The sequence below is a fragment of the Bacteroides sp. 43_46 genome, from assembly GCF_001915455.1.
In the GTDB taxonomy this organism is placed as follows: domain Bacteria; phylum Bacteroidota; class Bacteroidia; order Bacteroidales; family Bacteroidaceae; genus Bacteroides; species Bacteroides caccae.
On record NZ_MNQN01000014.1, the window covers coordinates 18919 to 43227 of the forward strand.

The 24309-nt window shown below is 43.6% G+C and carries 18 protein-coding genes; 7 read left to right on the forward strand and 11 right to left on the reverse strand.

Annotated elements, in window-relative coordinates:
- Positions 1-64 precede the first annotated feature (64 nt).
- Complete coding sequence (gene udk, locus BHV72_RS00455; RefSeq protein WP_032838031.1) at positions 65-676, forward strand: uridine kinase; 612 nt, start codon at positions 65-67, stop codon at positions 674-676.
- A gap of 37 nt (positions 677-713) precedes the next feature.
- A complete protein-coding gene (locus BHV72_RS00460) occupies positions 714-2099 on the forward strand; it encodes an MltF family protein (protein WP_005680524.1) in 1386 nt (461 codons plus the stop codon).
- On the opposite strand, the gene BHV72_RS00465 is transcribed toward BHV72_RS00460, so the two are convergent.
- The 9 genes from BHV72_RS00465 to BHV72_RS00505 form a co-directional block, all read right to left on the reverse strand.
- Positions 2096-3646 carry a sodium:solute symporter family protein gene (locus tag BHV72_RS00465; protein ID WP_005677732.1) on the reverse strand — a complete coding sequence of 517 codons (1551 nt, stop codon included), beginning with the start codon at positions 3644-3646 and terminating at the stop codon, positions 2096-2098. The two genes, BHV72_RS00460 and BHV72_RS00465, sit on opposite strands and share 4 nt — an antisense overlap.
- Positions 3643-3768 (reverse strand): symporter small accessory protein, encoded by a 126-nt coding sequence (locus tag BHV72_RS00470; RefSeq protein WP_004296931.1) that lies wholly within the window; start codon positions 3766-3768, stop codon positions 3643-3645. Before BHV72_RS00470 ends, BHV72_RS00465 begins: the two co-directional genes overlap by 4 nt.
- Before the next feature lie 71 nt (positions 3769-3839).
- The gene (locus tag BHV72_RS00475; RefSeq protein WP_258908437.1) at positions 3840-4439 is read right to left on the reverse strand and encodes a nitroreductase family protein; all 600 of its coding nucleotides are present in this window, start codon (positions 4437-4439) and stop codon (positions 3840-3842) included.
- 12 nt (positions 4440-4451) lie between these two features.
- Positions 4452-7199 (reverse strand): methionine synthase, encoded by a 2748-nt coding sequence (metH, locus tag BHV72_RS00480; RefSeq protein WP_286853422.1) that lies wholly within the window; start codon positions 7197-7199, stop codon positions 4452-4454.
- A 10-nt stretch (positions 7200-7209) separates the two neighbouring features.
- Entirely contained in the window at positions 7210-7662 is a 453-nt protein-coding gene (smpB, locus tag BHV72_RS00485) for an SsrA-binding protein (RefSeq protein ID WP_286853424.1), read from the reverse strand.
- Between the two features lie 9 nt (positions 7663-7671).
- Positions 7672-8217 carry a Yip1 family protein gene (locus BHV72_RS00490; RefSeq protein ID WP_286853425.1) on the reverse strand — a complete coding sequence of 182 codons (546 nt, stop codon included), beginning with the start codon at positions 8215-8217 and terminating at the stop codon, positions 7672-7674.
- A gap of 32 nt (positions 8218-8249) precedes the next feature.
- Complete coding sequence (locus BHV72_RS00495) at positions 8250-9017, reverse strand: hypothetical protein (protein WP_286853427.1); 768 nt, start codon at positions 9015-9017, stop codon at positions 8250-8252.
- 82 nt (positions 9018-9099) lie between these two features.
- Positions 9100-9600 carry a DMP19 family protein gene (locus tag BHV72_RS00500; protein ID WP_005677725.1) on the reverse strand — a complete coding sequence of 167 codons (501 nt, stop codon included), beginning with the start codon at positions 9598-9600 and terminating at the stop codon, positions 9100-9102.
- Positions 9601-10093: 493 nt separating this feature from the next.
- Entirely contained in the window at positions 10094-10498 is a 405-nt protein-coding gene (locus BHV72_RS00505; protein WP_286853430.1) for an HsmA family protein, read from the reverse strand.
- A 238-nt stretch (positions 10499-10736) separates the two neighbouring features.
- Here BHV72_RS00505 and BHV72_RS00510 point away from each other — a divergent pair, with 238 nt between their 5' ends.
- Positions 10737-11438 carry an iron-sulfur cluster assembly scaffold protein gene (locus BHV72_RS00510; RefSeq protein ID WP_005677723.1) on the forward strand — a complete coding sequence of 234 codons (702 nt, stop codon included), beginning with the start codon at positions 10737-10739 and terminating at the stop codon, positions 11436-11438.
- Positions 11439-11457: 19 nt separating this feature from the next.
- Positions 11458-12468, forward strand: a complete 1011-nt coding sequence (locus BHV72_RS00515) for a GGGtGRT protein (protein ID WP_005677721.1) — start codon at positions 11458-11460, stop codon at positions 12466-12468.
- A 116-nt stretch (positions 12469-12584) separates the two neighbouring features.
- Here the strand turns inward: BHV72_RS00515 and BHV72_RS00520 are convergent, their stop codons facing one another.
- Complete coding sequence (locus BHV72_RS00520) at positions 12585-12728, reverse strand: hypothetical protein (RefSeq protein ID WP_286853500.1); 144 nt, start codon at positions 12726-12728, stop codon at positions 12585-12587.
- Between the two features lie 277 nt (positions 12729-13005).
- On the opposite strand from BHV72_RS00520, the gene BHV72_RS00525 reads away from it, so the two are divergent.
- A complete protein-coding gene (locus BHV72_RS00525; RefSeq protein WP_286853501.1) occupies positions 13006-15561 on the forward strand; it encodes a GH116 family glycosyl-hydrolase in 2556 nt (851 codons plus the stop codon).
- 199 nt (positions 15562-15760) lie between these two features.
- Here the strand turns inward: BHV72_RS00525 and bamJ are convergent, their stop codons facing one another.
- Positions 15761-16162, reverse strand: coding sequence for a BamJ family beta-barrel-assembly machinery protein (bamJ, locus tag BHV72_RS00530; protein WP_005677719.1), 402 nt, complete (start codon positions 16160-16162; stop codon positions 15761-15763).
- Between the two features lie 97 nt (positions 16163-16259).
- Here bamJ and BHV72_RS00535 point away from each other — a divergent pair, with 97 nt between their 5' ends.
- Positions 16260-21896 carry an alpha-2-macroglobulin family protein gene (locus tag BHV72_RS00535; protein WP_286853505.1) on the forward strand — a complete coding sequence of 1879 codons (5637 nt, stop codon included), beginning with the start codon at positions 16260-16262 and terminating at the stop codon, positions 21894-21896.
- A 32-nt stretch (positions 21897-21928) separates the two neighbouring features.
- The gene (pbpC, locus tag BHV72_RS00540) at positions 21929-24286 is read left to right on the forward strand and encodes a penicillin-binding protein 1C (RefSeq protein WP_195578737.1); all 2358 of its coding nucleotides are present in this window, start codon (positions 21929-21931) and stop codon (positions 24284-24286) included.
- Positions 24287-24309: the final 23 nt, after the last annotated feature.

The following is a 24309-nucleotide window of genomic DNA, read 5'->3' on the forward strand; positions in this document are numbered from 1 at the left end:
TGGTCAATGCACTGCATAAACAATGCAAATTTACTCTATTTGGTTTAAATATACACTTAAAGAGATGTTAATTATAGGAATAGCAGGCGGAACAGGCTCCGGAAAAACCACCGTCGTACGAAAAATTGTAGAAAGCCTTCCTGCAGGGGAGGTAGTATTGTTACCTCAGGATTCATACTACAAAGACAGTAGTCACGTCCCGGTGGAAGAACGCCAGAACATTAACTTCGATCATCCGGATGCCTTTGAGTGGAGTTTGCTCTCCAAACATGTCATGATGCTGAAAGAAGGAAAAAGCATCGAACAACCAACCTATTCCTATCTGACTTGTACCCGCCAGCCCGAAACAATTCATATTGAACCTCGCGAAGTAGTTATCATTGAAGGGATTCTTGCTTTATGCGATAAGAAACTACGCAACATAATGGATCTCAAAATATTTGTAGATGCCGATCCGGATGAACGCCTGATACGTGTTATTCAAAGAGACGTTATCGAACGGGGACGTACGGCAGAAGCTGTAATGGAACGTTACACACGCGTTCTCAAGCCCATGCACCTGCAATTTATCGAACCTTGCAAGCGCTATGCCGATCTTATCGTACCCGAAGGCGGAAGCAATAAAGTAGCCATTGATATACTGACAATGTACATCAAGAAGCACTTAAGGGGTTGAGAATGGTAAGTTGAAAATGAGAAGTAAAACGTCAAATATGAATGCCAAAAACCTGATTATCCCTCTACTCCTTGTGTTGTTCTGCTGCATGTTAGGTTGCCGAAATAAACAACATAACAAGGTGAATGAAAATGTACGCGATCTTTCGCAGATAAAAGATAGCGGAGAATTGGTTGTATTGACGCTTTACAGTTCAACTTCATATTTCAACTATCGTGGACAGGAAATGGGTTTTCAATACGAACTTAGTGAGCAATTCGCCAAAAGTATGGGATTGAAGCTCAGGATTGAAGTTGCCAACAGTGTGGATGAATTAATCCGCAAGTTATTGGCTGGCGAAGGAGATATGATTGCCTACAACCTGCCTATCACAAAAGAATGGAAAGACAGTATCCTCTATTGCGGGGAAGATATCATTACTCATCAAGTGATTGTGCAACAGGGAAAAAGCAAGTCTCTGAAAGATGTAACCGAGCTGGTAGGAAAAGACATATATGTTAAGCCGGGGAAATATTACGACCGGCTTGTCAATCTGAATAATGAACTGGGAGGAGGTATTCATATCCACAAAGTTACCAGTGACAGTATTACTGTGGAAGACCTGATCACGCAAGTAGCACAAGGTAAAATTCCCTATACGGTAGCCGACAATGACTTAGCGAAACTGAACAAGACCTACTATCCTAATCTGAATATCGATTTGTCCGTCAGTTTCGACCAACGTTCTTCATGGGCTGTACGAAAAGACAGTCCCGAACTGGCAGCCGCAGCTACAAAATGGCATCAGGAGAACATGACTTCTCCGGCTTATACAGCGAGTATGAAACGTTATTTTGAAAACAGTAAAATGATGCCCCACTCTCCTATCCTTTCATTAAAAGAAGGAAAAATATCCCATTATGACGATTTGTTCAGAAAATACTCCAAAGAAATCGGCTGGGATTGGCGTATGCTTGCATCATTAGCTTATACGGAATCCAATTTTGACACAACAGCTGTTTCATGGGCAGGAGCCAAAGGCTTAATGCAACTAATGCCTGCCACCGCCCGGGCTATGGGAGTACCTCCGGGAAAGGAACAGAATCCGGAAGAAAGCGTAAAGGCAGCTATCAAGTATATTGCCGCTACCGACCGCAGTTTCAGTATGATTCCCGATAAAGAAGAACGCCTCAATTTTATCCTCGCTTCTTACAATGCCGGTTTAGGACATATCTATGATGCCATGGCATTGGCAGAGAAATACGGAAAGAACAAACTGGTGTGGAAAGATAATGTAGAAAATTTCATCCTGCTTAAAAGCAATGAAGAATACTTCACTGATCCTGTCTGCAAAAACGGGTATTTCCGTGGTATAGAAACTTATAACTTCGTTCGTGACATTGTGTCACGGTACGAATCTTATAAGAAGAAAATTAAAGCCTAATACTTTTTGTAAGTCAACAGACTGATTCCGACAATAGCCAGGACTGATAAAGGTAATGCAAACAATATCGGGTCAATCACCGGGAACGGATATGTTTCTATCAGTACATCCCGTCCGAACAACGCCTTGCAGATACCCAATGCAGCCGATTCTTTCTGATGTAGAAATACCAGAGCAAAAAGACTTCCAAGAGTTCCTACCCAAAGACTCGCTATTACCCCTTGTTTCGTCGCCCGCTTCCAATAGAGCGCACAGAAATAGGCAGGGAGGAAAGCTGCCGCACAGATTCCCATAAAAATAGAAGTTCCACGGGCAATAATATCATGGGGCAACATATAGCAAATAATATAGCTGACCAAGATAGAGAATAACACTCCCAAACGAATCACATTCGTGAGTTTGCCACGGGAGCGAGGCTTATACGTACCATAAATATCCGAGCCGACCGACGCACCCATTGTATGAAACTGTGAACTCAACGTCGACATACTTGCCGAAAGGATGCACAGCATAAATAGTGCGGCAAACCAATCGGGCATTGCCTTATTAATAAAATATGGAATAATCTTATCAATATCCTGTACGACTTCCGTAGCAATCGCCCCTTCTGTTTTCAGAAAGAAAAGATTACTCAATGCTCCGGCATGATAAATAGCACCTACGGTTATAATCAAAAAGAAACAACCGATAAACACACCACGGTTCAACTGCTTGCTACTTTCCACCGTCATGAAACGGACTACTAGCTGCGGTTGCGCCAGACATCCGATTCCAACACCCAGAATAAGAGAAGTAACCAACGAATACCATTGTGGAGAACCCGTGACAGGCATCGCAGTCCACCCCTGATGTCCCAATGCCTTAAACTTTTCCGGAACCAGAGGAGCAATAGCAGTCAGTTCCTTATTAGCCTCCGTAAAGTTCATATCAAGCACCTGATACAAAGAGAAAAGCAGGAACAACATACAAGCAAACATAATGACTGCCTGCAAAGCGTCCGTATACATCACTCCCTTCATTCCTCCGGCAATCACATAAGCGGCAATCACCAGCGTGAAGATCAATAAAGAGATATTGAAGTCTATCTGAAAGATCTGTTCGATAAATACGGCTCCGCCCTTCATCACAACTGCGGCATAAAGCGGCATCCCTATAAAAATCACAGCAGCAATAAAGACTTGGATATTACGTGAGCGAAAATGACGTCCTAACAATTGCGGGAAAGTACTGACATTCAGTTTAGCCCCCATACGCCGGGTGCGCAAACCAAAAAAGATAAAAGCAATAACAACCCCGATAAACATATTGAGGAAACAGAGCCACTGGATACCCATACCAAAAGCGGCAGCCACTCCCCCGAAGCCCACAATAGCAGATGCGGAAATAAACGTGGCACCATAAGAAAGTGCCATAACGATAGGATTCATCTGACGCCCGCCTACCAGATAGTCACTGGTACTCGTTGTCTTTTTATACCCTAAAAAACCAAGATAAGCAAGTGATAGCAGATAGCCTATCACAATCAAACTGAGTGTAAATGTATTCATCGTGTTTCGTCTTTTTCGTCGTCCTTATTCCAGTATTTCAGCCCGAACCAGGCAGCAAAAATCACACATACTACCGAAAGCAGGTAGGGCAGAATTATAAAAGGGTCGTCTATTCCAAACATTTGCGTATCAGATTTTAATTAATTCAGACGCAAATGTAAGGAAATTATTGAAAAGACAAAACTTTTGTTTACTAATACTGATTATAATGTATCTTTTTCTCGTCAAATTTCTGTTTCGGATTCTCTTTGGTAGCGGGATAACCGAACGGAATGACACAAAGCGGAAGGATATTCTCAGGCAGACCGGTATATTTACGCACCACCTGCATACGGTCTTCATAAGGATAAGCGGCTGTCCACACAGCACCAAATCCCAGACTTTCGGCAGCCAAAAGGATGTTTTGGGCAGCAGCAGAGCAGTCCAGATACCAATAGGAAGATTTCACGGAATCACCGCAAACAATAATTGCATTACGAGCCTGCGTCAACATCTTGGCATACGGAAGTGCGGCAGCCATTGAATCCAGTTTGGCACGGTCGGACACAACGACAAATTCCCACGGACGGACGTCTTTACCCGAAGGGGCAGCCATTCCGGCACGAAGCAACAAATCAATCTTCTCTTTCTCCACTCCCTTATTCAGATAAGTGCGTACGCTTTTACGCTCAAAGATATTATCCAATGCAGCATTTCCGGTTCCGGACGTTCCTTTTTCTTCTTTTGCAGAAGAACATGAACTCATTGCAACTATTGCCATGAAGAGGCATAAGAAAGAGAAAATCTTTTTCATTGTGACACTGTTTTAAAATAGGTTTAACTTATTTTTCTGTGCTTCTTCCAGTGAAACGGTTTCACGGCGCAGTAATCCGCTCTTTTCACGAAGTGCCTCATATTCCGCCTCCAGTTCATTTACCAATTCAGCCTTTAATTGCGGATTCAATAAACGGGAAGCGACACTTGCATTCTGGGAAGCATCTTTAAGGTGCACCACCGGAGCGTGATAGACCGGAGCAATTTTCAGCGCCGTGTGCATCTTAGACGTAGTAGCTCCACCAATCAGAAGAGGTATATCCAGTCCGGCTTTCTCCAGTTCGATAGCTACATGGGCCATTTCCTCCAGAGACGGAGTAATCAGGCCACTAAGACCTATCATGTCTACTTTTTCCTCAATAGCGCGCTGAACGATAGTCTCTGCGGGAACCATTACTCCCAAGTCGACAATCTCATAGCCATTGCAAGCCATTACCACGGCAACAATATTCTTACCGATATCGTGTACATCACCTTTCACTGTGGCAAGCAATACCTTTCCGGCAGAAGTCGTTCCTTCTACTTTTTCCGACTCGATAATCGGTTGCAGAATAGCAACAGCCTTCTTCATTGTACGGGCAGTCTTCACCACTTGAGGCAGGAACATCTTTCCTGCACCGAAAAGCTCGCCTACATAATTCATTCCGTCCATCAACGGACCTTCAATTACATTGACTGCTTTATCATAGAGTGGCAATGCTTCTGCCAAGTCTTGTTCGAGATAATCTCCGATACCTTTCATCAAAGCATATTTCAGACGTTCCTGAACGGATTCATCCCTCCATGCATCATGCTTCACAGCCTGTTGTCCGGCAGCTTCGCCAGAAGTTGCCTTTAAAGCTTCCGCCAGTTCAATCAGGCGTTCGGCAGCGTCGGGGCGACGATTCAAGACAACATCCTCTATCTTTTCAAGAATATCTACCGGTATATCACTATAAAGTACAGAAGTTCCCGGATTCACAATCCCCATATCCATTCCTTGCTGTATGGCATGGTAAAGGAACACAGCGTGCATGGCTTCACGGATATAATTGTTACCACGGAAAGAGAAAGAAAGGTTACTTACTCCCCCGCTGACATGCGCTCCGGGAAGGTTTTTCTTAATCCAACCGGTAGCTTCGATGAAGTCCACCGCATAGTTGTTATGCTCTTCGATACCCGTAGCTACGGCAAGCACATTCGGATCGAAAATAATATCGTGAGGGTTAAAACCTATTTCATCAACCAAAAGACGATAAGCACGCTCGCAAACTTCTATTTTACGCGCAGCAGTGTCAGCCTGTCCTTTTTCATCAAAAGCCATTACTACGGCCGCAGCTCCATATTGCTTGATAATCCGGGCGTGTTCAAGGAATTTGTCTTCGCCTTCTTTCAGAGAAATAGAGTTAACGATCGATTTCCCCTGAAGGCATTTTAATCCGGCTTCGATAACTTCCCATTTAGAGGAATCGATCATCACAGGTACACGTGCAATCTCCGGCTCGGACATGATAAGATTGAGGAACGTTGTCATCTCTGCCTTAGCGTCCAGCAATCCATCATCCATATTGACGTCAATCACCAAAGCTCCGTCTTCTACCTGTTGACGGGCAATAGACAACGCTTCATCATATTTCTTTTCATTTATCAGACGAAGGAATTTACGCGAACCGGCCACATTACAGCGTTCTCCGACATTTACAAAGTTTATTTCCGGTTTCACTTCCAACAGCTCAAGGCCGGAAAGCCACATACAATCAGGTTTAGGAGCCGGTATATGCGGTCGGGCACCTTCTACCAAAGCCGGATATTCGGCAATATACGCATCCGTTGTTCCACAACAACCACCGATAATATTGATTAATCCTTCCTGGATATATTCTTTCACCTCATGGGCCATATCCGCAGGAGTTTGATCATACTTGCCGAGACTGTTCGGCAAACCCGCATTCGGATAAGCACTTATATAATAAGGTGCGCGGACAGCCAACTGTTCAAGGAAAGGCTTTAACTGTCGGGCCCCGAACGAGCAGTTCAAACCGACAGAAAAGATATTGGCGTGTTGCACAGAAGCAAGAAATGCATCCAGCGTCTGACCGGACAATGTTCTTCCGCCTACATCAGACACGGTAACAGATAACATGACCGGCACCTCAACACCTGTTACTTTCATAGCTTGTTCTGCAGCAAAAATAGCGGTCTTGGCATTCAACGTATCAAATATCGTCTCAATCAGAATGGCATCCACTCCACCTTCAAGCATAGCTTCCATTTGCTGTTGGTAAGCTGCCGCCAGTTCATCATAAGTCAAGGCACGATAAGCCGGGTTGTTCACATCCGGACTCATAGAGCAGGTCTTATTGGTAGGTCCAACGGAACCGGCTACAAAACGCGGTTTATCAGGATTCTTTGCAGTATATTCATCAGCCAGTTCACGCGCCAGTTTTACAGCTGCAAGATTTATTTCACACACATATTCTTCCACGTGATAATCTGCCATAGAAACCGTAGTCGAACTGAATGTATTGGTTTCAATAATATCCGCACCTGCTTCCAGATACTTACGATGAATATCTTGAATTACATCGGGACGTGTCAGACACAATAAATCATTATTTCCTTTCAACTGTCCGGGAATATGCGCAAAACGCTCGCCACGAAAATCTTCTTCTGTGAGATTATATTGTTGGATCATTGTACCCATTGCTCCGTCCAAAATAAGAATGCGGTCGGATACAATCTGAGAAATTGTCTTTTTCATTACCCTATCATCATCTTTTAAACATACGAGCCATATCTCTACGGTCGTCTTTTTCTTTTATGGATTCCCGCTTATCATACTCCTTCTTACCTTTCGCCAAAGCAACGACCAGTTTCGCCAAACCTTTTTCGTTGATAAAAAGACGCACGGTCACAATTGTAAACCCGGGATTCTTCATTTCCCGTTGAAGTTTCTCCAGTTCTTTCCTACTAAGCAACAGCTTCCTGTCCCTGCGTGCCGTATGATTATTGTACGATCCGTAAAAGTACTCGGCGATATGCATATTCTTTACCCATAATTCGCCTTTCACAAAATAGCAAAACGTATCTACCAGACTCGCTTTTCCCAAACGAATGGATTTGATTTCCGTACCGGTCAATACGATACCTGCCGTATAGGTATCTATCAGTTCATAGTCGAACGTAGCACGTTTATTCTTAATATTTACAGGAGGTTGTTTCATTTTCACTTATTAATTAAGTATGGCCGTCAACTTATTAAACACAAATTGAATCACCGTCGGACATAGTATTAACAAAACGGACGATAAAAGGGTGTATTTCAACCGTTGTTTTTCTTCTACCTTCATCATTATAGGAGCACCTTCCCATACTACATAGACAATGTAGAACTGCAACAGCCAAGCAATAATTCTAAAATCAGGTAATAGTCCGGTGACAATCTGAAGCAGAAACGGTACAACAAGTGCATATCCTGCAAATTGTTGCACTAACGGCATATTAGCATGCATGCCAAACATCTTGATTCCTATTTCATTTATGGCATAAGCTGCCAGAAAGTATCCTCCGAACAGGGCCACAGCTACGGCACAACAATTGGTCATAGCTATCTGAAAACTTTGCGGACCGCCCCAACCATTGGTCAATAGTGACCCGATAAAGACGGACAAGCCGCATAAACCAATCATAGGATAGACAAAAGCCATAAAAACTTTTCGCCTATCCTCTTCCATAGAAATTTCCTCCCAGGCCTTGGCCGGAGAGGAAATCAATTTCATTGCTATGTTAAATAGTTCCTTGTAGTTCAATGTTATTCTCTAAAAGTATAAGTCACAGGAGTTGTAGTTGTTGTCTTGGGGACATCATTATTGCTTGAATTCGCTTCTGATACAATCGTAATATTACTTGGATATCTTCCTTCATTTGCATTCTTATAAGCCTCTATAGCACTTCTTATATCAAAGACTCTATACGAAAAAGCTCTATAAGTTTCTTTAGCCTTTTCTTCTGTAGAAGTATGACGTAAAAACAGTTTTAAATCTGTTTTACCTTTAAGCTCGTTTTCATCACTATAATATACCATAAAAAAAGTATGACTGGCTATTTTCTCAAAAGCAAAATATTGAATAGGAACAAGCAAGTTATAGTTATCAATCATAGCCGGCTTCAAATCGGTAATACTTATGACACCTCTATCTGAAACATAAGAAGGATGCTCTCCTTCATCTTCTGCTTTTGTCGTACTATGTACAGCATTACCCGAGATTTTTTCAGTAGATCCGATTGTTGCATTGATAGTGTTTGTTGTATAATCTATATCCACCTCTCTATCATAGCTACACATTGCAACAATAAAATCACCTGTCATAAAGTTAGTTGTACCTTCAACCGTATTCTTTGATTTAAAAGTAAATCCATCCAATGAAGTGAAAGTTAACCCCAAAAAGCTATCTTTTACTTTACCTAGAACAGGAAGGTCATTTACCTGTGATTTATCATCCCCATTCATACAAGAAGTAACCGACATTCCCATTACTACAGCCATCAAAGCCACCAAGAAAAATTTCATTTGTTTCATAAACATATTTTTTAGATTTTGCAAAGATATAAATTCTAATTCACAATTGATAAATGCAGATACTTAAAAAATACTGCATCCCTTACTTTATTATTTTCGCAAAAAGTTCCAAATGTTCGTCTACATAGCTTGCAATCAAAGCCGTAACCTGTTCTTCCATTTCCAAATAAACCTCTTCCAGCTCATCAAAAGCCTCGTATTGCTCATACATAGCCATAAATTCATCATCAGTCCGCTCCTTCTCCAAGTCCTTACGATTGGCATCAAATATTTTTTTGGCCTTATAGATCAATTTCGAGAATTCATCCGCCCCCCACAAACGCATCACCTTCGCAAACGGATTATCAAAAATATATCCTCCGTATCCATTCTGGATCAATTGACAGAATCCGCCAACCATAATTTCATCACGGAAAATCTGGTAAGCCAACAAAGAATGCTGCTCACCTGTCAGTAATGGCATCGTATCAGCAGTCAATTCACCACCAATCACTTCCTTATATTTATCGGTAAACACTTGGATAAATTCATCCATTCCTTCGCCCGCAGCCTTTTGTAAAGCAGATTCTATAACTTCAATCATAATTCTTTCTTAATAAATTATGCAGCAAAGCTACGAATTTTATTCTACATCTCAATAACTCATACTACAAATAAGGATGCAAATCATTATCTTCTACACAAGGAAAAAATGCAATTTTCTCTTTCACCTATCACCGCAGAGCGTCAAAGTGGTTATTCATCGTGGTTTCGCATACGGTGACAGGTTAATTGCAACCTATCACCAACCTATCAACCTATCACCGTCTTCCCCCTTGATTAATACCCTAAAGAAGCAAGTATACTTCTTCTATCCCCCTTTCATAGTTCATATTTAGCGCTGATATTGTTAGGTCACCACGGCCGTGAAGAGAAGTTACCACAGCTGTGGCAGGATATCTCCACGTCCATGACAAGATCTTACCACGGCCGTGGTGACCTAACAATACCGGCATCCTTTTCCTATTTTAGCTACTACTTTTGAGTACTTTCCCTATGGGATATACTATTATTCTCTATTTGTCCGGAAACTAATTCTATGGATGTAAGCGCATTCCCATATACACACCTATTAAATAAGGTATAAGCCAAATACACCAAACGACAATGCTGAAACGGTTAAAATGCTTTTTAGCTTTTGCCGAACCTTTCACATAAGTCCATATCGCCCACAAAGCATGCACAAACATTAAAAGAATGGCAATAGGCCCCGTCACCGTATGAATCTCATCATGCAGGTGAGTCAGTTCGGCGATATGTTCCATTAAACTGGTACCAACCGTATCAGCTATCAATCCGATCAAAAAGAAAGCTATATGCCAGAACTTCAGCTTCTTTTGGAGTCGCTCGCCCCAGACACCGATCGAATAAAAAACGAGTGCAGAGGAAATGACACAAATTGCCGCAATTAAATAATGTATATCTATTTGATCCAGTTCCATACTTTTTTGTTTTTCAATAACAACAAAGATATGAATAGATAGTTCTACAACCTTCAAACTTTCACAAATGCAATCCCGACTTTACAAACGACGGAGAAAGGCAAACCGATTTGTCTCTTTTCACAAAAAAGTAATAAAAGGCGATTTGCAGAAACAAATAAATCGACTACCTTTGTGGGCGATTTAGAGAATCGTGACTACGTATTTTTAATTATATCACTTAAAAAAAGAGCTAATTATGACTTATTCACACGAAGTGGAACACATGTGTGTTGTAAAGAAGGGTCCTAACCACGGACCGGCTCCCATACCCGAAGAAGGCAAATGGGTAAAATCAAAAGAAATCGTTGATATTTCAGGTTTGACACACGGTATCGGTTGGTGTGCTCCTCAACAGGGTGCTTGCAAACTGACACTGAACGTTAAAGAAGGCGTTATCCAGGAAGCTTTGGTGGAGACTATCGGATGTTCCGGTATGACTCACTCTGCTGCTATGGCTGCCGAAATTCTTCCGGGAAAAACGATCCTCGAAGCATTGAACACTGACCTTGTTTGCGACGCAATCAACACTGCTATGCGCGAACTCTTCCTGCAAATCGTTTACGGACGTACTCAGTCTGCTTTCTCTGAAGGTGGTTTGATCATCGGTGCAGGTCTGGAAGATTTAGGTAAAGGTCTGCGTAGCCAGGTAGGTACTCTTTATGGTACTTTGGCTAAGGGTCCCCGTTACCTTGAAATGGCTGAAGGTTACATCAAAAACATCTTCTTGGATAAGAATGACGAAATCTGTGGATACGAATTCGTTCACATGGGTAAGTTCATGGATGAAATCAAGAAGGGAACAGATGCAAACGAAGCATTGAAGAAAGTTACAGGTACTTACGGACGTGTAACAGCAGAACAGGGAGCAGTTAAACATATTGATCCACGTCACGAATAATATAAGGAGGAAAGAAACTATGATTAGAGAAGTAAAATTCGAAAGCCAAGACCGTCGTATCAAAGGTATCATCGAAGCCTTGAACGCTAACGGCATCAAAGACATCGAAGAAGCTAACGCTATCTGCGAAGCTGCCGGACTTGATCCTTATAAAACGTGTGAAGAAACTCAGCCTATCTGTTTTGAAAACGCAAAATGGGCTTATGTGGTAGGTACTGCAATCGCTCTTAAGAAGAACTGCACAAACGCTGCTGAAGCTGCAGAAGCTATCGGTATCGGTTTGCAGGCATTCTGTATTCCGGGTTCTGTTGCTGACGACCGTAAGGTTGGTATCGGCCACGGTAACCTCGCTGCTATGTTGCTGCGCGAAGAAACTAAATGTTTCGCTTTCCTTGCAGGTCACGAATCTTTCGCTGCTGCTGAAGGTGCTATCAAAATCGCTGCAAAAGCAGACAAAGTACGTAAAGAACCGTTGCGTTGCATCCTGAACGGTCTTGGAAAAGACGCTGCTCAGATCATCTCTCGTATCAACGGCTTTACTTACGTTCAGACTCAATTCGATTACTTTACCGGTGAACTGAAAGTTGTTCGCGAAATCGCTTACTCTGACGGTCCTCGTGCAAAAGTAAAATGCTACGGTGCTGACGACGTTCGTGAAGGTGTAGCTATCATGTGGAAAGAAGGCGTAGACGTTTCTATCACAGGTAACTCTACTAACCCGACTCGTTTCCAACATCCGGTTGCAGGTACTTACAAGAAAGAACGTGTTCTTGCCGGTAAACCCTATTTCTCAGTAGCTTCAGGTGGTGGTACAGGTCGTACTCTTCACCCGGACAACATGGCTGCCGGTCCTGCTTCATACGGTATGACGGACACTATGGGTCGTATGCACTCAGACGCTCAGTTCGCTGGTTCTTCATCAGTTCCTGCTCACGTAGAAATGATGGGATTCCTGGGAATTGGTAACAACCCGATGGTAGGTTGTACAGTGGCTTGTGCTGTTGACGTAGCTCAGGCTTTGAGCAAGTAATTATAACAATTACAACATATTAAATCCCTGTAACTGATAAGGTTATGGGGATTTTTATTCTCTATACCAAAAGAAAAAGCAAAGCAAGAAGGTTCTTCTTCAAATTTAGTGGTAATTTACAAGTCGGTGTTATCTCTATTCTCCTCCTTCGGGAAGGAGGAGTACCCGTAGGGGGAGGTGGTAGGTAAATGCACAAGCATAATATATGCACAGATAGGCGCACCTACCACCCCGACTTTTAGCCACCCCTCCTTATTCATATAATTATGAGTTTATGCAAATATTGCCAATCTATTTGAATCCGACAATAACAACATTCCATCCTTATTGATCATTTACAGGAGTTTAGGGCGAAGGTAGAAGTAAAAGCCTATGGTAACTGTAACAAAATTTGTTATAATCACTAAATTAGTTATCTTTACCGTACAAACCCATTTGGGAAATAAAAGAATATTACCATTAAATTCTAATAAAAGGATATTGGAATTTTGATACGGTTGATCTAATCGTGAACTCACATAAAACTATATTTACGATATGAATAAACTCTATTTAATTGCAATCGGAGCATTGCTTTCCGGTATTATTACGGTCCAGGCTCAAGAATGGAAGCCGCAACAATGGCCTGTATTAAAGAAATATGACAAGGAACATCTTTACCAAATTGCGTTACCTTTAGGAGGTATCGGAACTGGTACAGTATCGCTCGGAGGGCGTGGAGAACTACGCGACTGGGAAATAATGAATGTCCCGGCAAAGAAATACAGCACAGTAACCACAGGGAACAATGCTCCTTTCTTTGCAATCTATGCCAAACCGCAAAACCAGAAAGCGACTACCACATTGCTGACAGGACCATTATATTCGCATGAATATTTACATTATGAAGGACGTCCTGTCAATCATCATGGTCTTCCGCGTTTTGAACAAGCTTCATTCGAGGCGGCATACCCTTTCGGACAAGTTTCTTTATCGGACAGCAATCTGCCTGTAAAAGTTAAGGTAAAGGGTTTTAACCCGTTTATTCCTGGCGATGCCGATGCCAGCGGATTGCCTGTGGCCGTACTCTCGTATGAAGTTACAAACACTACCGACCAACCGATGAATGTATCAATCTGTGGTTCGATACGCAACTTTATAGGTAAGGACGGAAGTAAATTCCGTACAGACTGGAAAGGTGATTACATTCCTACAGGAGCAAAGAACAACAAGAACAAGTATGTTGAAAGCAACAATATAAAAGGAATATACCTTTATTCGGATGGTGTAGATAAGGATGATTCGGCATGGGGAACTGTTGCGCTTACCACTCAGGCAGTTAATGGCGTGACTTACCGTACTTCGTCAAAAGCCGATAACTGGAACAATAGCATTCTCAACTTTTGGGATGATTTTAGTGCGGATGGTATGCTGACCGAACGAAGTAAGCAGGAAGATGAAGATCCTATGGCCTCATTGTCTGTAAATAAGACAATAGCTCCACAAAGTACTGAAACATTTACATTTTATATCACATGGAGTTTCCCGAACAGGAAAGCTTGGTCTTCTGTTGTAGTAGGCAACTATTATAGCAATCAATATCCTGATGCTTGGAAAGCAGCGGAAACTATCATCCCACAAATACCCGGATTAGAAAATAAGACATTGTCGTTCATTAATGCACTGCTCGGCACTTCTTATCCGGAGGTGGTGAAAGAGGCGGCTTTATTCAATCTAGCCACATTGCGCTCTCAAACAGTATTTCGTTTGCCAAGCGGTCACATGATGGGATGGGAAGGTGTGATGGACCGTTTCGGTTCGTGTGAAGGTTCTTGTACCCATGTATGGAACTACGAAACTGCCACTCCTTATCTTTTCGGGGAACTGGCAAAAACCATGCGTGACGTAGAGTTCAACTATGCCACAAAGGAAAACGGTTTGATGAATTTCAGGGCATCTCTCCCACTTTCTGAAGCAAGCAAAGGGAACAATCCGGCTGCAGACGGGCAAATGGGATGTATAATGAAAATATATCGCGAATGGCAACTCTCCGGAGATAATGATTTTCTGAGAAATAACTGGGAACAGGTGAAGAAAGTCCTTTCATACGCTTGGATAGAAAAAGGCTGGGATGGTAATCAGGATGGAGTAATGGAAGGTTCGCAACATAATACCATGGATGTAAACTACTTTGGACCTAATCCTCAAATGGGCTTTTGGTATATGGGAGCTTTAAAGGCTGCCGAAAAGATGTCAATAGCTATGAAAGATAAAAGCTTTGCGAAGAAATGCCGTACACTGTTTGAGAAGGGAAGCGAATGGATGGACGAAAATCTGTTCAACGGAGAGTACTATGAACATAAGATTACAGATCCGAAGACATTTGAATTTCTTGACATGAACGACCCTGATGTTAAGATTCCGGGATTCCAGTTAGGACAAGGTTGTCTTGTCGACCAGCTTGTTGGACAATATATGGCTCACTTGTGCGGATTAGGTTATCTGGGTGATAAGAAGAATATACAAACAACTATGAAGAGTATCATGAAATATAACTTCGTGGAAGACTTCAGCCGTCATTTTAACAATATGCGTTCTTACGTAATGGGCGATGAAGCAGGTTTACTTATGGCTTCTTGGCCGAAAGGACGTCTGGAAGTTCCATTCCCATACTTTTCCGAAGTCATGACAGGATTTGAATATTGTGCTGCCGTTGGAATGCTTTATGAAGGCATGGAAGAAGATGCTCTTACTTGTATCAATGCCATCCGACGCCGTCATGATGGTGCAAAACGTAATCCTTTCAGTGAATCGGAATGCGGACACCATTACGCTCGCTCCATGGCAAGCTGGTCTGCTATCATAGCTTTGAGCGAGTTCCAATATTCGGGTGTTGATAAAAGCATGAAGATAACAGACCGTCCAGGCAACTATTTCTGGAGCAACGGCTATTCATGGGGTACGGTTCAAGTAACAGAAGATGATGTTACCATAGAAGTGATTAATGGCACCCTCTCGTTGAAGTCGCTTACGGTAGGTAGCCGGAAAGGTATGAAACTGAAGCATTTTGATTTTAAAGAAGGAGATGTCCGAAACATCAAACTTCATAAATAATTATTATTAAACATGGGTACACGGAGATACGGATTTGTTCCGGTAAGGAACTTTTATATCCGTATCTCCGCGTTTTAATATTTAATTTAGTATAAAAATGAAAAGCTAATATTATTATCTTACCTGTTTGTCCACTTTATTCCAAGTGGCTGTTTACCAAGAGAGAGAGAAAGCAATCTGAAGGGTTGCTTTCTTGTTTCTAAGCAACTCCCAACAGTTCTACCTCAAACACCAATGTTGAGTAAGCAGGAATAGAATCAACTGATTTATTGCCGTATCCCATTGTATAAGGGATATAAATTATCCATTTATCCCCAACGTGCATTTTCTGAAGCGCCACCTGCCAGCCTTCTATTACGTCACTGAGACGTAAAGCATCGGGACAACTGCGTTCATAAGAATTATCAAACTCCCGACCGTCAATCAGACTTCCTTTGTAATGCACGGTAACAATGCTCCGCGCACCCGGAGAAACCGTACCTTCACCGGTCTCCAGTATTTTATAATAGATGCCACACGGCAATGCAAAAACACCTTCCTGAAAAGACAGGTTTTTCAGAAATCGCCGATTGGCTTCTTTATATTCTTTCTTCTTTCCCATAAACTATCTTATTAGAGTTCACAAAAATAAGTAGAATTGAGAAGAATCTATCATAAAAACAGTATATTTGTTTGTTGAATTATAAAACCTCTTCGCTATGGGACAAATGAAAACTAAATGTAGCAGTAGTGCTACCGGACTATTCTTTCTGCTTTTGATGATCGTGAGTTTTTCATCATGCACACGCACGCAAAAAGACATCATTCCTTCTGCCGAATATGCTCCGTATGTAAATGCCTATACGGGAGGAGTTATTTCACAGAACTCTACCATACGTATTGAACTGACACACGAGCAACCAATGGTAGACTTAAATAATGAGTTAAAGGAAAATCCATTTAGTTTTTCACCTTCACTGAAAGGGAAGGCATATTGGGTGAGTAATAATACCATTGAATTTGTACCCGAAGAAGGTACACTGAAGCCGGGGTCACTTTATGAGTGTACGTTCCAACTTGGCAAATTCGTCGAAGTGGACAAGAAATTAAAGGAGTTCAACTTCTCCTTCCGGGTACAGGAACGCAATTTCACACTTTCCATAGAACCACTACCTATCACAGATGCCCAACCGGATGAAATAAATATCAAGGGGGAAATATGTTTCAGCGACATCGTAAAAAAGGAAGAGGTGGAAAAGATATTGACCGTCAAGGACGGGAATAACAAAAGCTATCCGGTAGAAATTATACCAACAGATAATCTTACCCGATACCAATTCTGTATCAACCAGGTTCCAAGAGATACGGAGGATTACCAACTGACCATCACTGCCAATGGCAGTCCCGCACGTATCGATCAAACTCAAAGTGAAGAGGTTCTGATTCCAGCGAAAGATAGTTTCCGCTTTCTGTCCGCCACACGCATCGACGAACCGGAAAATGGAATTGAGGTTGTGTTCTCCACCCCTTTATCCGATACACAGGACCTGAAAGGGTTGATTGAGATTCCGGAGCTTTCTTCTTCCGTTTTCCAGATCAAAGAAAACAGGGTATTCATCTACTTCGAAGCAAACCAGCTAAGCAAATTGACGCTCAACATCCATGAAGGAGTAAAAAGCAGTCAGGGCAAAACGTTGGGAACTTCACATTCGATCTCATTCAGCGAAATAAATCTGAAACCGCAGGTAGAGATGTTGACAACCGCCGCTATCCTGCCCGATTCAAAAAGCCTGATTATCCCATTCCGGGCTGTAAACCTGTATGCTGTGGACTTAAGCGTGATTCGTATCTTTGAAAATAATGTGCTGATGTTTATGCAAACCAATTCGCTTGCTTCCGCTAATGAATTACGCCGTTCGGGACGGTTGGTATACAAGAAAACATTATGGCTGGGCAAAGATACCTCAAAAGATATTCATAACTGGGAAAACTATTCGATAGACCTTGCCGGATTGATTCGTCAGGAACCGGGAGCCATTTACCGGGTGATACTCTCTTTCCGCCAGGAATACTCCGCTTATCCATGCAGCGGAGTCGACAATCAGGATATCAAGTTCGCTGACAATAATACGCCGGACGGTTTGATGAAAGTAAGCGGAAGTGCCTTGTCCGAAGCGGATGAAGCGGTTTGGGATACGCCCGAAGCCTATTATTACTATAACGGCGGAACAATGGACTGGAGTGTATACCGATGGAAAGAACGGGATAATCCCTGTCACCCTTCCTATTATATGAATTCGGATCGGGCTGCCGCCTGCAACGTTTTTGCCTCTAACCTGGGAATGATCGTGAAACGTAATTCTCTGAATAAACTATGGATTGCCGTAAGTAACATATTGGATACAAATCCGGTAGGAAAAGCACAGGTAACGGTTTACAACTTCCAATTGCAACCCATAGGAAAAGGGGAAACGAATGGAGAGGGTTTTGTTGAAATCAGTTCAAAAGGAACACCCTTCATCGTTGTGGCAGAAGCGGAGAAACAAAAGGCTTATGTTCGCGTGGTAGACGGTGAAGAACAGTCTGTCAGCCGGTTCGATGTAGGAGGAAAAGAGATTCAGAAAGGACTGAAAGGATTTATCTATGGTGAAAGAGGCGTATGGCGACCGGGAGATACACTACACATCTCCTTCATATTGGAAGACCGGGAAAAGAGGATACCGGACAAACATCCCGTAGCACTCGAAATCTATAATCCGAAAGGGCAGTTCTATACCAAAATGATTTCTACACAAGGTATGAACGGATTCTACACGTTTGATGTTCCTACGCAAGCCGGTGACCCGACCGGTCTTTGGAATGCATATATAAAGGTAGGAGGAACTACTTTCCACAAAGGCCTGCGTATTGAAACGATAAAGCCCAACCGACTGAAAATCAATCTGACGCTACCGAAGATTCTTCAATCAACAGACAAAAATGTCACTGTTCCGCTCGCTTCTGCGTGGCTGACGGGAGCCACTGCCTCCAAATTGAAAGCTAAAGTGGAAATGTCTTTGTCCAAAGTAAACACGCAATTCAAGAACTACGGACAATATATATTCAACGATCCTGCTACGGATTTCACAACCATTAAAACGGATGTGTTCGATGGCATACTTAATGCGGAAGGAAAAGCAGGAGTCACGTTGAAAGTTCCGGCAGCAACAAATGCACCGGGTATGCTGAATGTGACCTTCACCACCCGGGTATTCGAACCGGGAGGAGACGCCAGCATCTATACACAAAGCATTCCGTTCTCCCCATTTGTATCTTACGTAGGAATCAATCTGAATCAACCGAAAGGAAAATATATCGAAACGGATAAAGACCACGTCTTTGATATCGTGACCGTTAATTCGCAAGGACAGCCGGTGAACCGTTCCAACCTGGAATATAAGATATACCGCATCAGTTGGAGCTGGTGGTGGGAAAACAGCGACGAGTCTTTCGGCACTTACATCAACAATAGTTCCATTACCCCCGTAGCCAGTGGTAAATTGCAGACCAGCGGAGGAAAAACAACATTTAAATTCCGTGTCGATTATCCGTCTTGGGGACGCTATCTCGTATATGTAAAAGACAAAGATAGTGGCCACGCCACCGGAGGAACCATCTATGTAGACTGGCCGGAATCACGGGGACGTTCGAACAAGACCGATCCCAGCGGTATCAAGATGCTTACTTTCTCGCTGGATAAAGACTCTTACGAGATAGGAGAAACAGCTACGGCAATTATTCCTGCGGCTGCCGGAGGGCGTGCGTTGGTATCCATAGAAAACGGTTCGTCCGTATTGCACCGGGAATGGATAGAGGTAACCAACGAGGGAGACACGAAATATACATTTGAGATTACTCCGGAAATGGCTCCGAACGTATATCTGCACATCAGTCTGCTACAACCTCATGCACAGACAATAAATGATTTACCGATCCGTATGTATGGCATTGCTCCGGTATTTGTCACCAACCGCCAGACTGTTCTGCAACCTCAGATACAGATGCCGGAAGTATTGCGACCGGAGACAGACTTCAACGTCACAGTCAGCGAAAAAAGTGGGAAGCCGATGACTTACACATTAGCTATTGTTGATGACGGATTATTGGATCTAACCAATTTCAAGACACCTGATCCCTGGAATGAATTCTATTCACGCGAGGCACTCGGTATCCGCACTTGGGATATGTACGACAATGTATTGGGAGCTTCTGCCGGAGCTTACAGTTCACTTTTCAGCGTTGGTGGAGATGCAACGCTCAAACCGGCCGACGCAAAAGCGAACCGGTTCAAACCCGTAGTGAAGTTTATAGGGCCATTCTATTTGGAAAAGGGCAGGCAGCAGACGCATACATTGAAACTTCCGATGTATGTGGGTTCGGTACGTGCCATGGTAGTGGCAGGACAGGACGGAGCTTACGGGAATGCAGAAAAGACTGCATTTGTACGGACACCATTAATGTTACTCTCCACTTTGCCGCGCGTACTTAGTATTCAGGAAGAAATCACTGTTCCGGTCAATGTCTTCGCTATGGAAAAACAAGTGAAGAATGTGACCGTATCGCTTCAGGCGTCCGGTGGCGGAGTTCAGATAGAAGGTTCCCATCAACAGTCGCTCACCTTCAACCGGCCCGGCGACCAACTTGTGTTCTTTACTTTAAAGACCGGAAACAAAACCGGAAAGGCAACCATCAAACTGACGGCAAGCGGTGGCGGACAACAAACCAAAGAAACCATTGAAATAGAAGTACGGAATCCGAATCCGATAGTTACATTACGCAGCAGCGAATGGATAGAAACGGGACAGAACAAAGAATTATCCTATCAGTTAGGAAGTTTGTCTGCAAACAACCAGATAAAACTGGAAGTATCGCGCATTCCATCAGTAGACATCAGCCGTCGGTTCGACTTCTTATATAACTATCAACACCACTGCACGGAACAGTTGACTTCAAAAGCACTGCCACTCCTGTTTATCGCTCAGTTCAAAACAATAGATACCCGGGAAGCAGAGAAGATAAAAGCAAATGTACAAGAAGCGATCCGTCAGATTTACGCCCGCCAACTCCCCAACGGAGGATTTGTCTACTGGCCGGGAAATGCCGTTGCTGACGAATGGATCAGTTCTTACACAGGAATGTTCTTAACACTGGCGCAGGAGAAAGGCTATGCCGTCCATGCAAATGTATTGAACAAGTGGAAACGCTTCCAACGTGCTGCCGCACAAAATTGGCGTATGCCTCAAGAGGCAAACAACTGGCAACAATGGCAGTCAGAACTGCAACAGGCTTTCCGCCTCTATACCCTGGCTCTGGCCGGTGCACCGGAATATGGCGCCATGAACCGGATGAAAGAACAACCGGGATTATCTATCCAAGCTAAATGGAGACTGGCAGCTGCCTACGCACTGACGGGTAAGATGAAGCCTGCCGAAGAACTAGTGTACAATGCAGAGACAACAGTCATCCCCTACTCTTCCATGAATCAGATTTACGGTTCGTCCGACCGGGATGAAGCGATGATCTTGGAAACATTACTTCTGATGAACCGGGAACGGGATGCTTTACAGCAAGCGAAAGTCGTTTCAAAGAATCTGTCACAAGAGAACTGGTTCAGCACACAGTCCACCGCTTTCGCCCTTATGGCAATGGGATGCCTGGCGGAGAAGTTGTCCGGCTCGTTAGACTTCACCTGGACATGGAACGGCAAACAACAGCCTGCCGTAAAATCGGCTAAAGCCGTCTTCGAGAAAGAGATTTCCACTTCTCCCAAATCAGGAACGGTTGCCGTAAAGAATCAAGGCAAGGGAGCACTAAGCGTAGACCTTATTACACGTACACAGTTGTTGAATGATACGTTGCCGGCTATTTCCGACAATCTTCGTATGGATATCAGGTATGCAAGTATGGATGGTAAACCGATGTCTGTCAACGATATCCGGCAGGGAACGGACTTCACGGCTATTGCTTCGATATCCAACACAAGCGGGACCACCGATTACACCAACTTGGCATTGACTCACATCATCCCGTCCGGCTGGGAAGTGTATAACGAGAGAATGACGGTTCCCGAAGCAGAGCCACAAGAGACAACCGACTCGTCCGGTAATGTGAGCGGCCAATATACTTATCAGGATATCCGCGACGATCGTGTATTGACTTATTTCAATCTGCGCCGGGGCGAAACGAAGATATTTACAATCAGGTTGCAAGCTACCTATGCGGGTAACTTTATCCTTCCGGCTGTTCAGTGTGAGGCGATGTATGACGTCAATGTACAGGCACGAAGCAAAGCGGGAAGAACCACAGTCAGCCGCTAATGTAGATTCTGTGCATGGAACAAACTCGGTTCATGGGAGACAAGATATTGAATTTCTTCAAACATTTATCCGTCACTAAAAGAGTATTGCTCGGCATTATTACTCTTTTAGTGATAGGATATATCTTTTGTCTTCCCCGGCAACTGTTTCATGTTCCCTACTCTACCGTTGTGACAGACAGAAATGGAGAGTTATTAGGAGCACGTATCGCTTCCGACGGTCAATGGAGATTTCCTCCACGAAAGACGACACCCGAGAAAATCAGGCAATGCCTCATTACTTTCGAAGACAAGAATTTCTATTATCATTGGGGAGTAGACCCGTTATCCATAGGGAGAGCTACTTATCAGAATCTAAAAAACAAACGTATCGTCAGCGGAGGCAGTACCCTCACAATGCAGACGATCCGCCTGGCCCGCAATGAGTCACGAACTTTCGGAGAGAAAGTGATTGAAATGATTCTTGCCACCCGGTTGGAATTTCGTGCTTCAAAAGAAGAAATCCTGTCGATGTATGTATCACACGCACCTTTCGGAGGAAATGTAGTAGGATTGGATGCAGCATCCTGGCGTTATTTCGGTCACTCCGCCGAGGATTTATCATGGGCAGAATCCGCCATGCTCGCCGTCCTGCCCAATGCCCCCGCCATCATTCATTTGTCGAAAGGACGAAAAACACTACTTGCCAAACGAAACCGTCTCCTGAAACAACTTCTTGATAAAGAGATTATCGACTCATCGACCTATGAACTGGCTGTCAGCGAACCGCTGCCTGACGAACCTCATCCCTTACCTCAAATAGCGCCGCATCTGGTCAGCCGATTCTATCAGGAAAGAAACGGCCGGTATTCCCGCACGACTATCAACAAAGGAATGCAGACTCATATAGAGGATTTGGCCGAACGCTGGAGCAATGAATTCAATCGGAGTGACATTCGTAACCTGGCTATTCTTGTGATTGACATTCCTTCCAATCAAGTAGTGGCTTACTGCGGGAATGTACATTTCGACCGGAAACAAGGAGGAAATCAGGTAGATGTGATCCAGGCTCCCAGAAGCACTGGCAGTATATTGAAACCTTTCTTATATTATGCCATGTTGCAGGAAGGAAGTATGTTGCCCGATATGCTATTGCCGGATGTGCCTGTCAACATCAACGGGTATACTCCACAGAACTTCAGTATGCAATATGAAGGAGCCGTACCCGCTTCAGAAGCATTGGCACGCTCATTGAATATCCCGGCAGTAACCATGCTGCAAAGATACGGAGTACCCAAGTTCCACAACTTCCTGCAACAAATAGGATTCAAAACGATCAGTCGCCCATCCTCCCATTATGGGTTATCATTGATTTTAGGAGGAGCGGAAGCTACGTTATGGGACGTGACGAACGCCTATGCGCAAATGGGGCGAAGCCTTGTCACCGGACATTCGGATTCAGAAACTCCCGTTTCCGCCAAAGAAGCGGAAGCGAGAATGATAGTAGAAGAAGATACTAAAAACAGGGCCGTACAGCATAAAAGTATCTGGGATAAAGGTGCCGTGTGGCAGACATTCAACGCTTTGAAAGAAGTCAACCGCCCCGAAGAAATTGACTGGAAAGCTATCCCTTCCATGCAGCCGGTTGCATGGAAAACCGGAACAAGCTATGGTTTCCGTGACGCCTGGGCAGTGGGTGTAACTCCACGTTATGCAGTCGGCGTATGGGTAGGAAATGCAACCGGAGAGGGAAAGCCCGGATTAGTCGGCGCACAAACAGCAGGTCCCGTGTTATTCGACATATTCAATTATCTCCCTTCATCGTCATGGTTCGAACGCCCGACAGGAGTTTTCATTGATGCAGAAATATGCCACCAGTCTGGGCACCTGAAAGGAAGATTTTGTGAAGATATAGATACATTGCTAGTTCTGCCCGCCGGACTGCGGACAGAAGCTTGCCCTTATCATCATCTTGTCACACTATCCGCCGATGAAAGCCGGCGTATTTATGAAAACTGTGCAAATACAGAGCCTACTATTCAGAAATCCTGGTTTGTCCTGCCACCCGTATGGGAATGGTATTACAAACAACATCACCCGGAATACAAGTCGCTTCCGCCTTTCAAACCCGGCTGTGGGGAAGACACCTTCCAAGCAATGCAATTTATTTATCCTCCGATGAACGCCCGTATCAAACTGCCCCGACAAATGGATGGCAGTAAAGGTTTTATAACGGTGGAACTGGCTCATAGCAATCCTGACGCAACGATCTTCTGGCACCTCGACGAAACTTATCAGACGCAAACGCAGGACTTCCACAAGATTTCCCTGCAACCTGCTCCCGGTAAACATTCACTGACAGCAGTAGACGATGAGGGCAATACAGTTTCTACTACTTTCTTCGTCGAATAAACAGCTTATTTATTATCTTTGCG